13 protein-coding genes and 1 pseudogene are annotated in these 12,590 nt (G+C 72.3%); 3 read left to right on the top strand and 11 right to left on the bottom strand.

Annotation, left to right across the window (positions count from 1 at the left end):
- Nucleotides 1–7: 7 nt before the first annotated feature.
- Nucleotides 8–1,003, bottom strand: a complete 996-nt coding sequence (gene thiL / locus MON03_RS10130) for a thiamine-phosphate kinase (protein ID WP_242088260.1) — start codon at nt 1,001–1,003, stop codon at nt 8–10.
- A gap of 24 nt (nt 1,004–1,027) precedes the next feature.
- On the opposite strand from thiL, the gene MON03_RS10135 reads away from it, so the two are divergent.
- Entirely contained in the window at nt 1,028–1,513 is a 486-nt protein-coding gene (locus MON03_RS10135; RefSeq protein WP_242088262.1) for a DUF3515 family protein, read from the top strand.
- A 188-nt stretch (nt 1,514–1,701) separates the two neighbouring features.
- Here the strand turns inward: MON03_RS10135 and MON03_RS10140 are convergent, their stop codons facing one another.
- The 6 genes from MON03_RS10140 to leuC all read right to left on the bottom strand — a co-directional run bounded on the left by MON03_RS10140 (nt 1,702) and on the right by leuC (nt 8,166).
- Nucleotides 1,702–2,787, bottom strand: a complete 1,086-nt coding sequence (locus MON03_RS10140) for a D-alanine--D-alanine ligase family protein (protein WP_175329018.1) — start codon at nt 2,785–2,787, stop codon at nt 1,702–1,704.
- A gap of 29 nt (nt 2,788–2,816) precedes the next feature.
- Nucleotides 2,817–3,830: an NAD(P)H-dependent glycerol-3-phosphate dehydrogenase gene (locus MON03_RS10145; RefSeq protein ID WP_175329345.1), complete on the bottom strand. Its 1,014-nt coding sequence runs from the start codon at nt 3,828–3,830 to the stop codon at nt 2,817–2,819.
- A 91-nt stretch (nt 3,831–3,921) separates the two neighbouring features.
- Complete coding sequence (locus tag MON03_RS10150; protein ID WP_242088264.1) at nt 3,922–4,740, bottom strand: lysophospholipid acyltransferase family protein; 819 nt, start codon at nt 4,738–4,740, stop codon at nt 3,922–3,924.
- A gap of 5 nt (nt 4,741–4,745) precedes the next feature.
- Nucleotides 4,746–6,113, bottom strand: coding sequence for a UDP-N-acetylglucosamine 1-carboxyvinyltransferase (murA, locus tag MON03_RS10155; RefSeq protein WP_242088266.1), 1,368 nt, complete (start codon nt 6,111–6,113; stop codon nt 4,746–4,748).
- Nucleotides 6,113–6,709 carry a 3-isopropylmalate dehydratase small subunit gene (gene leuD / locus MON03_RS10160; RefSeq protein WP_022904722.1) on the bottom strand — a complete coding sequence of 199 codons (597 nt, stop codon included), beginning with the start codon at nt 6,707–6,709 and terminating at the stop codon, nt 6,113–6,115. The genes murA and leuD overlap by 1 nt, the downstream gene beginning before the upstream one ends.
- The gene (gene leuC, locus MON03_RS10165) at nt 6,709–8,166 is read right to left on the bottom strand and encodes a 3-isopropylmalate dehydratase large subunit (RefSeq protein ID WP_242088267.1); all 1,458 of its coding nucleotides are present in this window, start codon (nt 8,164–8,166) and stop codon (nt 6,709–6,711) included. The genes leuD and leuC overlap by 1 nt, the downstream gene beginning before the upstream one ends.
- 204 nt (nt 8,167–8,370) lie before the next feature.
- On the opposite strand from leuC, the gene MON03_RS10170 reads away from it, so the two are divergent.
- Complete coding sequence (locus MON03_RS10170) at nt 8,371–9,438, top strand: FUSC family protein (RefSeq protein ID WP_242088268.1); 1,068 nt, start codon at nt 8,371–8,373, stop codon at nt 9,436–9,438.
- Nucleotides 9,439–9,615: 177 nt separating this feature from the next.
- Here the strand turns inward: MON03_RS10170 and MON03_RS10175 are convergent, their stop codons facing one another.
- The 3 genes from MON03_RS10175 to MON03_RS10185 are packed head-to-tail and all read right to left on the bottom strand — an operon-like array spanning nt 9,616 to nt 11,128.
- A complete protein-coding gene (locus MON03_RS10175) occupies nt 9,616–10,221 on the bottom strand; it encodes a histidine phosphatase family protein (RefSeq protein ID WP_242088269.1) in 606 nt (201 codons plus the stop codon).
- Nucleotides 10,218–10,607: a fluoride efflux transporter CrcB gene (gene crcB, locus MON03_RS10180; protein WP_242088270.1), complete on the bottom strand. Its 390-nt coding sequence runs from the start codon at nt 10,605–10,607 to the stop codon at nt 10,218–10,220. The genes MON03_RS10175 and crcB overlap by 4 nt, the downstream gene beginning before the upstream one ends.
- The gene (locus MON03_RS10185; RefSeq protein WP_242088271.1) at nt 10,604–11,128 is read right to left on the bottom strand and encodes a fluoride efflux transporter FluC; all 525 of its coding nucleotides are present in this window, start codon (nt 11,126–11,128) and stop codon (nt 10,604–10,606) included. The genes crcB and MON03_RS10185 overlap by 4 nt, the downstream gene beginning before the upstream one ends.
- A gap of 161 nt (nt 11,129–11,289) precedes the next feature.
- Between MON03_RS10185 and MON03_RS10190 the strand changes: the two genes are divergently transcribed.
- Nucleotides 11,290–12,150, top strand: coding sequence for an ATP-grasp domain-containing protein (locus tag MON03_RS10190; RefSeq protein WP_242088272.1), 861 nt, complete (start codon nt 11,290–11,292; stop codon nt 12,148–12,150).
- A gap of 12 nt (nt 12,151–12,162) precedes the next feature.
- Here MON03_RS10190 and MON03_RS10195 read toward each other — a convergent pair.
- A pseudogene (locus tag MON03_RS10195) lies at nt 12,163–12,569 on the bottom strand (RidA family protein).
- Between the last annotated feature and the right edge of the window lie 21 nt (nt 12,570–12,590).

A 12,590-nucleotide genomic window follows, 5' to 3' on the forward strand; every position in this document is an offset into this window, starting at 1 on the left:
ATCCGCCTCAGCCGGCGGCGCCGTCCCAGTCGGCGTAGGGGTCCCAGCCGGACGTCGGGACCGGACGACCGCCCCGGAGGACGTCGTGCTCACCGCGTTCCCGGACGGAGCCGATCCGCCGGAACCCGGCGGGGAGCGGCATCCCCGGCGGGAACGTCGCGAGGAGCCCGTGGTCCTCGCCGCCGTGCAGGGCGGGCCCCTCCTCGACCACCGTCGGGTCGAGGTCGAGCGTCACCCGGCTGGCCCGCGCGAGTCGTCCACCGTCGATCGCGAGGCCGTCGGACAGGTCGAGCATCGCCGTCGCCCCCGCGCCCGCGGCGGCCACACCGTCCGCGATCGGCGGGACGGGCCGCCGCTGTCGGAGGACGTCGGGGTCCGCGTCCGCGCCGCTCGCGACGGTCGCCGCCCGGGACGGTTCCCCGGCTGCGTCGACACCGTCGCGGAAGAGCCGTGCCAGGCCGCGGGCAGCTCGGCCGAGCTCACCGGAGACCGCCACCACGTCACCCGGCTCCGCGCCCGAACGGAGCACGGGCGCCCGGCCGCCGAGGTCGCCGAACGCGGTGACGGCGACGGTGAACGTCGAGGAGGTCGAGAGGTCACCGCCGACGACGCCGCACGCCGGTGCGAGGGCCTCCACCGCGAGCCGGACACCGTCGGCGAAGCGTTCCAAGGCGCTGACCGGGGTGTCCTGCGGCGCGGCGAGGGCGATGACGAGCCCGGTCGGCGTCGCACCCATCGCGGCGACGTCGGAGAGGTTCGTCGCGGCGGCCTTCCAGCCGATGTCCTCGGGCGACGACCACGCCCAGCGGAAGTCCGGGCCGTGCACCATCATGTCCGTCGTCACGACGCAGCGCCCGTCCGGGGCGGCGAGGACAGCGCAGTCGTCGCCCGGTCCGATCACGGGGTCACCGGCAGGGAGCCGTCGGACGATGCGGTCGAGGACCTCGAGTTCCCCGACCTCCCCCACGGTCGGGCCGGGCTGGCTGTCGTCCTTCGCGTCCACACGAGAACGGTAGCCTGGACGTCGATGGACACCGCGCGACGCACCACCCGGACCGCCGCGATCGTCGGCGTGGCGATCGCCCTCGCGGCCAGCCTCACGGGGTGCACGAACGCCGTCTCGATGACCGCCGCACCCTCCGCGGACGCCGCTGCCTGCGCCGCGGCCCAGGTGCGGCTGCCGAGCGTCGTGGGGCAGGACGATGCGCTGCGGAACACGACCGCGCAGTCGACGGCGGCGTGGGGCGACCCGGCCGTCGCGATCTACCACTGCGGTGTCGCCGTGCCGACGGTGTCCGATCTACCGTGCTTCTCGAAGGGCTCCGTGGACTGGATCCGCGACGACCGCGGGGCGCAGGTCGTCTACACGACGTTCGGCCGGTCGCCGGCGGTGCAGGTCGTCATCGAGTCGTCGGGGGCGACCGACCAGGTACTGCAGGACATCGGGACGGCGGTGTCGACGCTGCCGAAGGACGGGCACCGGTGCCTCGACCCCTCCGAGGTCAACGGCTGACGGTCCCGCTCGGGCACGAGTCTCGGCCGCGCCCGCACGAGTCTCGGCCGCGCCCGCACGAGTCTCGGCGTCAGCGACTGATCTCGTGCCGATGCGCGCGAGACCTGTCGCCCAGCACGAGTCTCGGCTCGCGCCACCGCGGCGGCGCGGCGGCGCGGCGGCGCGGCGGCGCGGCGGCGCACGACGCCTCAGCGGACGGCGGTGCGGCCCAGCTCGATGAGCTCGGTGACGAGCTCGCCGTACGAGACACCCGTGGCGGCCCAGCAGCGCGGGTACATCGACAGCGGCGTGAACCCCGGCATCGTGTTGACCTCGTTCACCACGAAGCCGTCGTCGGTCAGGAAGCAGTCGACCCGGGCGAGTCCGGCTCCCCCGACGGCCTCGAACGCGCGGGCACCGATCGACCGGATCTCGTCGGTCTCCGCGTCGGTGAGGGGCGCCGGGCAGAGCAGGGCCTCGTCGCCGCCGAGGTACTTCGAGTCGAAGTCGTAGAAGCCGTCCTCCGCCACGACGATCTCGCCCGGGAGGCTCGTGCGCGGGACACCGTCGCGGCCTTCGAGCACGGCGACCTCGACCTCGCGACCGACGACCCGGGGCTCGACGATGACCTTCGAGTCGTGCTCGAACGCCAGGTCCATCGCGGCGCCGAGCTGCGACGGGTCGTCGACCCGCGAGACGCCCATGCTCGAGCCGGCGCGCGCGGGCTTCACGAACACGGGCCAGCCGTGTGCGGCGACCGACTCGGCGACGTCGACCGGATCGGCTGCCCACTGGCGTCGGAGCACCGTGGTCCACGGCGCGACCCGCAGCCCGGCGTGCTCGAGCACGGCCTTGGCGACGTGCTTGTCCATCGCCAGGGCGCTCGCGAGCACCCCGTCGCCGACGTACGGCAGCCCGGCGATCTCGAGGAGGCCCTGGATCGTGCCGTCCTCACCGAAGGGGCCGTGCAGGATCGGGAAGACCACGTCGACGTCGGGCACGGTCGTCACGGTGCCGTCGGCGTGCGACACGACGAGGTCGCGGGTCGCCGGCGAGGTCGGGAACGCCACGCGCGTGCCGTTGTCGAGCACCTCCGGCAGGTGCCGGTCGTGGATCGCCCAGCGTGCTGGGTCGTCCGGCTGCAGCGTGAACGCGCCGCCCTTCGTGATCCCGATCGGCACGATCTCGTAGGCATCGCGGTCGACGACGTCCATGATGCCCCCGGCGGTCACGCAGCTGATCGCGTGCTCGCTCGAACGGCCGCCGAAGAGCACGGCGACGGTGGTCTTGGCCATGGAGGACCCCCTGGGTGGTCGCGGACCCGTCACTCGCCCTGGGGCTCGTCGGTCTCGGTGAGGTGCGGCGCGATGTTGCGCGGGTCGAGCCTACCGGCGAGGACCTCGCCCACCTGGCTCACGATGGGCATGTCGACGCCGTTCGCGGCCGCCAGCTCGAGGATCGGGGCGACCGAGGCGAGCCCCTCCGCGGTCTGGTTCATCTGCCGCACGACCTCGTCGAACCGGTAGCCCTGCCCGAGCAGTCGGCCGGCGGTGTTGTTCCGCGAGAGCGGCGACTGGCAGGTGGCGATGAGGTCCCCCAGCCCGGCGAGGCCGGACAGCGTCGAGGACTGCGCGCCGAGCGACACCGCGAACTCGGTCATCTCCGCGAGGCCCCGGGTGATGATCGACGCCTTCGTGTTCTCGCCGTAGCCCACGCCGTCCACGATGCCGATGGCGACCGCGATGAGGTTCTTCAGCACACCGCCGAACTCGGTACCGATCACGTCGGTGTTGGTGAACGACCGGAAGTACGGGTTCGTGGCGACGGTCGCGACCGCGGTGGCGGTGTCGAGCGACGTCGACGAGACGACGGCCGCGGTCGGCTGCCGCCGTGCGATCTCGAGCGCGAGGTTCGGTCCGCTGGCCACCGCGATGCGCTCGCGGTCGATCCCGAGGCCCTCGTGCAGGACCTCGCTCATCCGGAGGCCCGTCGCCTTCTCGACGCCCTTCATGAGGCTGACGACCGGGACGTCCTCGGGCAGGAGGGAGGCGATCGCGGCGAGGTTCGAGCGGAGCGACTGCGACGGCACCGACACGTACACCTGCTGTGCGCCGTCGAGCACGGCGGACAGCGACGTCGACGCGGTGAGCGTCCGCGGCAGGTTGATGCCCGGCAGGTACTCGGAGTTCCGCTTCGTCTCGGTGATCTCGCGCGCCACCTCGGGTCGGCGTGCCCACACGACGGTGTCCGCCCCGCCCTCGGCGAGCACCTTCGCGAACGTGGTCCCCCAGCTGCCGGCGCCGATCACGGCCACCCGTGGCTTGTCGGTCGTCTGCATGACGACGCGGATCGCGGCGGTGTCGACGGCACCGGGAGCGGCGACGACGGGGTCCGGGTGGTCCTCGTGCGGGCGGAGGCCCGTTCCGTGGTCACTCAAACTTGCCGGTCTCCTTCTGGTTGTTCGCGGCCGGGTCCCAGCGCGTGGCCGGGGCCGTCTCGCCGCGGAGTTCCTCGAGCAGCTCGGTGATGCGCTGCATGACGATGCCGGTCGCCTCGACGAGCATCTGCTGGTCGATGGGCCGTCCGCGGTAGGCGGACAGGTCGACGGGGTCGCCGACGATGACGTCGACGCGGGTCGGCGGGAAGAGCTTCAGCTTCTTGCCGTAGCGCGCCATGATGCCCTGCGTGCCCCAATGGGCCATCGTGATGAGCGGCACGTCGTTCTCGAGCGCGATCCGGACGGCACCGGTCTTGCCGCGCATCGGCCAGAGGTCCGGGTCGCGGGTCAGGGTGCCCTCGGGGTAGACGATGATCGCGCCACCCTGCTCGATGACGGACCTGCCGCCGCCGAGCGGGTCGCTGAGGCGCGTGCGACCGGAACGTTCGACGGGGATCTGCCCCATGCCGGCCATGAGCTTGCCGAACACGGGGACGTTGAACAGCGACGCCTTCGCGAGGAACCGCGGCGCCCGGCGGGACAGCCAGACGGCGGTCCCCACCACGAGCGGGTCGATGTTCGTGAAGTGGTTCGGCGCCAGGACGAACGCGCCGCCCTCGGGCAGACGCTTCGGCCCGTGCCAGTGGTACCGCGCGGAGAACCGGAAGACCGGGATCACGACGGACGCGGTGATGCGGAACGCGGTGTTCAGCTCACCGCGGCGCCAGCGCCGCCCGGGGTTGGGCAGACCGGTCGAGACCTGCGAGGCGGACGCGCGCCGCGCCTCCAGGCCGTCACCTGAAGCAGCCACGACGCTCAGCCGGCGAAGTCGAAGTCGGCGCCGAGCTTGCGGAGCTTCGGGATGAAGTGCTCGTAGCCCCGGCTGATGATGCCGACGTTGGAGATCCGCGACTCGCCCTCGGCGGTCAGCGCCGCGATGAGGTGGCTGAAGCCGCCGCGGAGGTCGGGGACGCGGACGTCCGCAGCGTGCAGCGTCGTCGGCCCGGTGATGACCGCGGCCTGCTCGAACGGCCGACGCGCGACGCGGCGGTCGTGTCCGGGCAGCCCTTCCTTGTGCACGACGATGTCGGCGCCCATCTCGTTGAGGGCGTCGGTGAAGCCGAAGCGGTTCTCGTACACGGTCTCGTGGACGATGCTCTGCCCGTCGGCCTGGGTGAGCGCCACGATGAGCGGCTGCTGCCAGTCGGTCATGAAGCCGGGGTGCACGTCCGTCTCGACGACCACGGGGCGCAGGGTCTCGCGCTCGCGGTAGAAGCGGATGCCGTCCTCCTGGACGTCGAACCCGCCGCCGACCTTGCGGAAGACGTTGAGGAACGTCATCAGCTCCTGCTGCTTCGCGCCCTCGACGAAGATGTCACCGTCGGTCGCGAGCGCCGCCGAGGCCCAGCTGGCGGCCTCGTTGCGGTCGTTGATCGCGCGGTGGGTGTAGCCGCGGAGCGACTCGACGCCCTCGATGAAGATGGTGCGGTTCGGCTCGACCGTGACGATCGCGCCCATCTTCTGCAGGATCGCGATGAGGTCCATGATCTCGGGCTCGATCGCGGCGTTCCGGAGCTCGGTGACCCCGGTGGCGAGGACGGACGAGAGCAGGACCTGCTCGGTCGCGCCGACGCTCGGGTAGGGCAGCTCGATCTCCGCGCCCCGCAGGCCGTCCGGCGCGGTGAGGTGGATGCCGCTGACCTGCTTGTCCACGACCGCGCCCATCGCGCGCAGGGCGTCGAGGTGGAAGTCGATCGGGCGGTCGCCGATGCGGCAGCCGCCGAGGTCGGGGATGAACGCCTCACCGAGCTTGTGCAGCAGCGGACCGCAGAACAGGATCGGGATGCGGCTCGACCCGGCGTGCGCGTCGATCTCGGCGAAGTGCGCCGACTCGACGTTCGACGGGTCGAGGATGAGCTCGCCTCGTGCAGGGTCCGTGATGCGCACCCCGTGGACCTCGAGCAGGCCGCGGACGACCTGGACGTCGGAGATGTCCGGGACGTCCTTGAGGATCGAGGGGGTGTCGCCCAGCAGCGCAGCGACCATGGCCTTGGTCGCGAGGTTCTTGGCTCCGCGGACCTCGATGCGTCCCACGAGCGGCTTGCCGCCCCGGATGACGATCTCGTCCGACTTGAGACCAACGCGAGCCCCTGCGGCCGCTGCGTCCTGTACGAGAGAGTTCACTACTTCACCGGCAATGTCTTCGGCCGCCAACTGGAGCGGCGGGATTCGAACTCCGTGATCGAGGACTCGTCACGGAGGGTGAGCCCGATGTCGTCGAGCCCTTCCATCAACCGCCAACGAGTGTAAGCGTCGATCTCGAAGGGCACGTCCACATCGCCCAGCGACACGCGCTGCGCCACGAGGTCGACCGTGGCCGATGCCCCCGGGTTCCGCTCGATCTCGGCCCAGAGCGCCTCGACTTCCGATTCGGTCACGATCGCCGTGACGAGTCCCTGCTTGCCCGCGTTCCCCTTGAAGATGTCCGCGAACCGAGAGGACACGACGACGCGGAAGCCGAAGTCGCGGAGTGCCCAGACGGCGTGCTCGCGCGACGAGCCGGTGCCGAAGTCCGGACCGGCGACCAGCACCGCGGCACCCTGGTACTCGGGCTGGTTCAGCACGAACTCCGGGTCCTGGCGCCACCCGGCGAACAGGGCGTCCTCGAAGCCGGTCTTCGTGACGCGCTTGAGGTAGACCGCGGGGATGATCTGGTCGGTGTCGACGTTGGAGCGCTTCAGCGGCGCGGCGACGCCGGTGACGGTGGTGATCTTGTCCATCAGAACTTCCCCTCGGTTGCGGTGGCGGACGTCGCCGCGGCGATCTCGTCATCGGTCGGCAGGTCCCACGGGCTCGACAGCGTGCCGCGGACCGCGGTGGCAGCGGCGACGAGCGGCGACACCAGGTGGGTGCGCCCGCCCTTGCCCTGCCGGCCCTCGAAGTTGCGGTTCGAGGTGGACGCGCAGCGCTCCCCCGGCGCGAGCTGGTCGGGGTTCATGCCGAGGCACATCGAGCAGCCGGCGAACCGCCACTCGGCGCCGAAGTCCGTGAACACCTTGTCCAGCCCCTCGGCCTCGGCCTCGAGCCGGACCCGAGCGGAGCCCGGCACGACCATCACGCGGACGCCGTCGGCCTTCTTCCGGCCCTCGATGATCGACGCGAAGGCCCGGAGGTCCTCGATGCGGGAGTTCGTGCACGACCCCATGAACACCGCGTCGACCGCGATGTCCTTCATCGGGGTGCCGGCCTCGAGGTCCATGTACTCCAGCGCGCGCTGGGCTGCGGCCTGGTCGTTCGGGTCGGTGTAGTCGGACGGGTCCGGGACCGTCTCGGAGAGCGAGACGCCCTGACCGGGGTTGGTCCCCCAGGTGACGAAGGGCTCGAGCTCGTCGGCGTCGATGAACACCTCGGCGTCGAAGACCGCGTCGTCGTCGGTCGCGAGCGTGTCCCAGTAAGCGACGGCGTCGTCCCAGTCCTGACCCGTCGGCGCGTGGTCGCGGCCCTGCACGTAGTCGTAGGTCGTCTGGTCGGGGGCGACCATGCCGGCGCGGGCGCCGGCCTCGATCGACATGTTGCAGATCGTCATGCGGCCCTCCATCGAGAGCGCGCGGATCGCGGAGCCGCGGTACTCGAGCACGTAGCCCTGGCCGCCGCCCGTGCCGATCTTCGCGATGACCGCGAGGATGATGTCCTTCGCCGTGACGCCGGGGCGGAGCGTGCCCTCGACCGTGATCGCCATCGTCTTGAACGGCTTGAGCGGCAGCGTCTGCGTGGCGAGGACGTGCTCGACCTCGGACGTGCCGATGCCGAACGCCATCGCGCCGAACGCGCCGTGCGTGCTGGTGTGCGAATCGCCGCACACCACGGTGATGCCAGGCATCGTGAGTCCGAGCTGCGGACCGACGACGTGCACGATGCCCTGTTCCTTGTCGCCGAGCGAGTGCAGGCGCACCCCGAACTCCGCGCAGTTGCGTCGGAGCGTCTCGATCTGGGTACGGCTCGTCGGGTCCGCGATGGGACGGTCGATGGCGAGCGTCGGGGTGTTGTGGTCCTCGGTCGCGATCGTGAGGTCGAGGCGACGCACCGGGCGGCCGGCCTGGCGCAGGCCGTCGAACGCCTGCGGGCTCGTCACCTCGTGCACGAGGTGGAGGTCGATGTAGAGGAGGTCCGGCTTCCCGTCCTCGCCCTTGACCACGACGTGGTCGTCCCACACCTTCTCGGCGAGCGTCTTTCCCATCGGCTCGACCCTTCCTCGTTGTCCGTCGATGCGCCGCTGTCGCGGCTCGTCCGGCCACTCTAGCAGGTTGGTATACCAAGCCGCGTCGGTCCGGACGCCAGGCGCGTGGCGAGCCCGCCACGCGCCTCCAGGCCGGTGGCGGGGACCGCCTGGAGGCGCGGCCCGGGTCGGCGACACCCGTCGCGGTGGGAAGATGGAGGCGACATGACGACACCTGCGCACTCGACCCGGACCGTGAACCTCGAGGGCGCAGCCCGCGCGGCGATCGCCGGCGGCGCGCCGCTCGCGCTGCTCATCGCCCTCGGGATGCCCGGGTACGCGGCGTTCGCGATGTTCGCCGGGTTCACCGCGATCTTCGGCGCGACGGAGCCGTACCGACAGCGCGCCGTGACCACGGGTGTCGCCGGGGCGCTGCAGGCGGCTTGCATGCTCGCGGGCATCGGGGTGGCGCTGCTCGGGCACCCGCTGTGGCTGCAGGCGATCGGCCTCGTGGTCGTGCTGGTCGTCCCGGTGTGCACCCTCACGGCGCTGCAGACGATCCCGGCGCAGCCGATCTTCCCCGTGTTCGCGTTCGTCGTGTCCGCGCTCGTGCCGCTCCGGCCGGCCGACGTCCCGACGGTCCTGCTCATCATCGTCTGCTCGGTGGCGTGGGCGTGGCTCGTGGCGATGTCCGGCGTCGTGCTCCGTCGGGTGTTCCACCCGCACGCACCGCACCGCTTCCGACCGCTCGGCGCACGCAAGCACCGGACGCTCGCCGTCCTCCGCACGCGGGCGCTCCGCGAGACGGTGGCGCTCAACGTCGTCGGGTCGCTGGTCGCCGGCGGTGTCGCCGAGGCGCTGCCCGGCCTCGGACACCCGTACTGGGCGGTCATCGCCGTCGTGTCGACGCTCCCCGCGCTCCGCCAACGCCACACGCTCCGCCGCGCCTGGCAGCGCGTGGTCGGCACCGTCGGCGGGACGGTCGTCGCCGTGGGGATCCTGCTGCTCGAGCCGGGCGTCTGGTGGATCGTCGTGATCGCCGTCGTCGGGCAGTTCTTCGCCGAGATCTTCGTGGCGCTGCACTACGCGGTGACGCTGCTCTTCCTCACGCCCCTCGCCCTCGCGGTGTCGTGGCTGAGCCTCCCGGAGGCACCGCAGCTCCTCGCGCTCGACCGCATCGTGCAGACCGTGCTCGGTGCCGTCGTGAGCGTCGCGCTGCTGCTCGTCGGTCGGGCGGTCGAGCGTCGCCGGGGCCGTCCGCTGGGTGCGACGAGCGCGGTGCCGACCGTCTGAGGCGGGGCGCTCCGGGCGTCGCTGGTCCTTCCGGGCGAGCCTGGTCGTTCCGTTCGACCAGGGACGCCCGATCACGCCGGCCATCGCACATGACCGCGGAAGGAACGTGCGCAGCGGACGGACGGGAGGCCCGTGGCGGCGCCGCCACGGGCCTCCCGTCCGATGGGAGTCGCGACGTCAGTCGCGCGGCTGGATGTTCCAGGCGTCGATCACCGGGCGGCCGTGCTCGTAGCCGAGGATGCTCACCGAAGCGGTACCGAGCTTGAGCACGGCACCGTCCTGCGGCGCCAACCGGATCCAGGCGGCGCCGAGTGCGCGGAGGACGTGGCCGTGCGCGACGACGATGGCGTCCTGGCCCTCGGCGAGGACGGGCCGCGCACGGTTCAGGATGCGCTCGACGCGGACCCGGACCTCGGCGGCGTTCTCCCCCGGCGTACCACCCGCCGGCACCCCGTCGGTCCAGAGGTCCCACGGTCCGTGGCGCAGCACCTTGATCTGCGGGGTGGTCAGCCCCTCGTACGCGCCGTAGTCCCACTCGAGGAGGTCCTCGTCGAGCTCCGGGTCGACGCCGACCAGCCCCGCGGTGTCCCGTGCGCGCTGGAGTGGGCTCGACAGCGCGAGCGCGAAGGTGCGGTCGGCGAGGAACCGACCGGCGCGCTCCGCCTGCTCGACGCCGTTCTCCGTGAGCGGGATGTCCGTGCGGCCGGTGTGCTGCCCGCTCTTCGACCACTCCGTCTCTCCGTGGCGGACGAGGACGAGTTCGCCGGGGCGTTCCGAGGTCATGTGTTCCTTCCGATGAGCAGGCCGAGCGCGGCTGCGCCGACCGAGACGACGAGCATCCCGAGGCCGTTCAGGACGGCGAGCCGGGACTTGCCGGATCGGAGGAGCTGCACGGTCTCGACGCTCGCCGTCGAGAACGTCGTGTACCCACCCATCATGCCCGTCCCGAGCACGGCGACCATCGGGAGCGGCAACGCACCGGCCTGCCCGAGCCCGGTGACGAGCCCGAGCACGAACGACCCGGTCACGTTGATCACCAGCGTGCCGAGCGGGAACCGTCCGAGGGCGGTGCCGCTGATCCGCGCCTTGACCGCGCCGTCGAGGAGGAAGCGCAGAGCGGCTCCGACCCCGCCACCGACGGCGACGGCGAGGAGTTCCAGCGGGGTCACGAGGCGTCTCCCGCCCGCTCGACAGCGCTCGGGTCGACAGCGCCCGGACCGACAGCGCCCGGACCGACCGTGCTCGGACGGAACCGACCCGCGACGAGGACCCCGGCTGCGACGGCGACCAGCCCGAGCCCGACGGAGAGGAGCGCGTACCCGGCGCCGGCGCCCCAGCGTCCGGCGTCGAGCAGCTGGGCGGTGTCGTCCGCGAGGGTGCTGTACGTCGTGAAGCCGCCGAGGACACCCGTGCCGACGAGGAGGCGGAGCGTGCGACGGCCACCGACGTCCGGACCACGGTGCGCGAGCGCCTCCAGGAGCAGGCCCAGGCAGAACGCCCCGACCACGTTGATCGCGAGGATCGTCCAGCTGATCCCGGCGCCCGGCGGGAACGCGGCGGCGAGCGCGGCCCTGGCGCCGGTGCCGACCGCTCCCCCGAGGGCGACGACGCCGAGGTACCGCCAGCGCAGGTGCACGGGCCGTTCGGGCGTCGCTGGTGCCTCGTGGGGCGCGGGTCGTTCCGGGGACATGGCTCTCCTATCGCCGAGCACGCAGCACCGTGGCGCGTGCGACTCATCTCGGGATAGGGACCGTTGGCGGCTCGACCGCGGTTGGGTCCGGCAGGCCCCACTGCCGGGTCTGACGACGCACCCACTGTAGCGCGGCCGCCCCGGACCGACAGACTGGGTCCGTGACGATCTCCGCCCTCGCCTGGACGACCACCGGCCCCGCACGGGGACTCGACGAGGACGAGGACCTCGCGCTCGCGGCGCTTCGCCGCACGGGTGCCGTGGTCGACGTCGTGGACTGGGACGACCCGGACGTGGACTGGTCCGCGTACGACCGGGTCGCCGTGCGGTCCACCTGGGACTACGACGACCGCCTCACCGAGTTCGTCGCGTGGCTCCACCGCGTCGACGCCGTGACCGAGCTCGTCAACCCGCTGCCCGCGGTGCTCTGGAGCACCGACAAGCAGTACCTCCGCGAGCTCGACGCCGCCGGGGTCCCGACCACACCGACGCGGTTCGTCCCACCCGGCGAGCGCCCGGTGTTCCCGGCGGGTCGGTTCGTCGTGAAGCCGGCCGTCGGCGCCGGGAGTCGGGGCGCGGCGTCGTACGGCCCAGGCCAGCACGCCGCCGCTGCCGCCCACGTCCAGAACCTGCACGCAGCCGGGCAGGTCGTGCTCGTGCAGCCGTTCGTCGCGTCCGTGCCCGTCGACGGCGAGTGGCCGCTCGTGTTCCTCGGCGGCGAGTACAGCCACGCGGCCAGCAAGCGGGTCGCGTTGCCCGAGGCTGCGCTGGTCGAGGGGCTGTTCGCTCCGGAGGACAACACCCCGCACACGGCGAGCGCCGAACAGGTCGAGGTCGCCACGGCCGCGATGGCGCTCGTCCACGAGCGGTTCGGGGTACTGCCCTACGCGCGGGTCGACCTGGTCCGTGCGGACGACGGGTCCTCGCTGGTGCTGGAGCTCGAGCTGGTCGAGCCGTCGCTGTTCCTGCCACAGGCCGACGCCGCAGCAGCCGACCGGCTCGCCGCGGCGCTGGTCGGCTGACGCGCGGTCCGTTCAGTCGACGACGGCGGCGACGGCCTCGATCTCCACCAACTGATGGTCGTACCCGAGCACCGTGACCCCGAGGAGCGTGCTCGGCACGTCGTGGTCCCCCATCGCCCGGCGGACGACCTCCCACGCGGAGACGAGGTCGACCTGCCGCGACGACGCGACCAGGACCCGGGTGCTGATCAGGTCGTCGAGCGTCGCGCCGGCCGCGGCGAGCGCTGTCCGGAGGTTCGCCACGCACTGCTCGGCCTGGCCGGCGTGGTCACCGACCGCCACTGTCCGACCGCTCGCATCGAGGGGGCAGGCACCGGCGAGGAACACGAGCCGTGCCCCGCCGGTGCCGTAGCGGCGTACGCGTACTCCGCGACGTCGCTGAGCGCTGCGGACCGGATGAGCTGCACGGCGGAGGGCATGCACCGACCCTGCCAGGGCCC

It is taken from the genome of Curtobacterium sp. DN_7.5, assembly GCF_022655355.1.
Taxonomy (GTDB): Bacteria; Actinomycetota; Actinomycetes; order Actinomycetales; family Microbacteriaceae; genus Curtobacterium; species Curtobacterium luteum.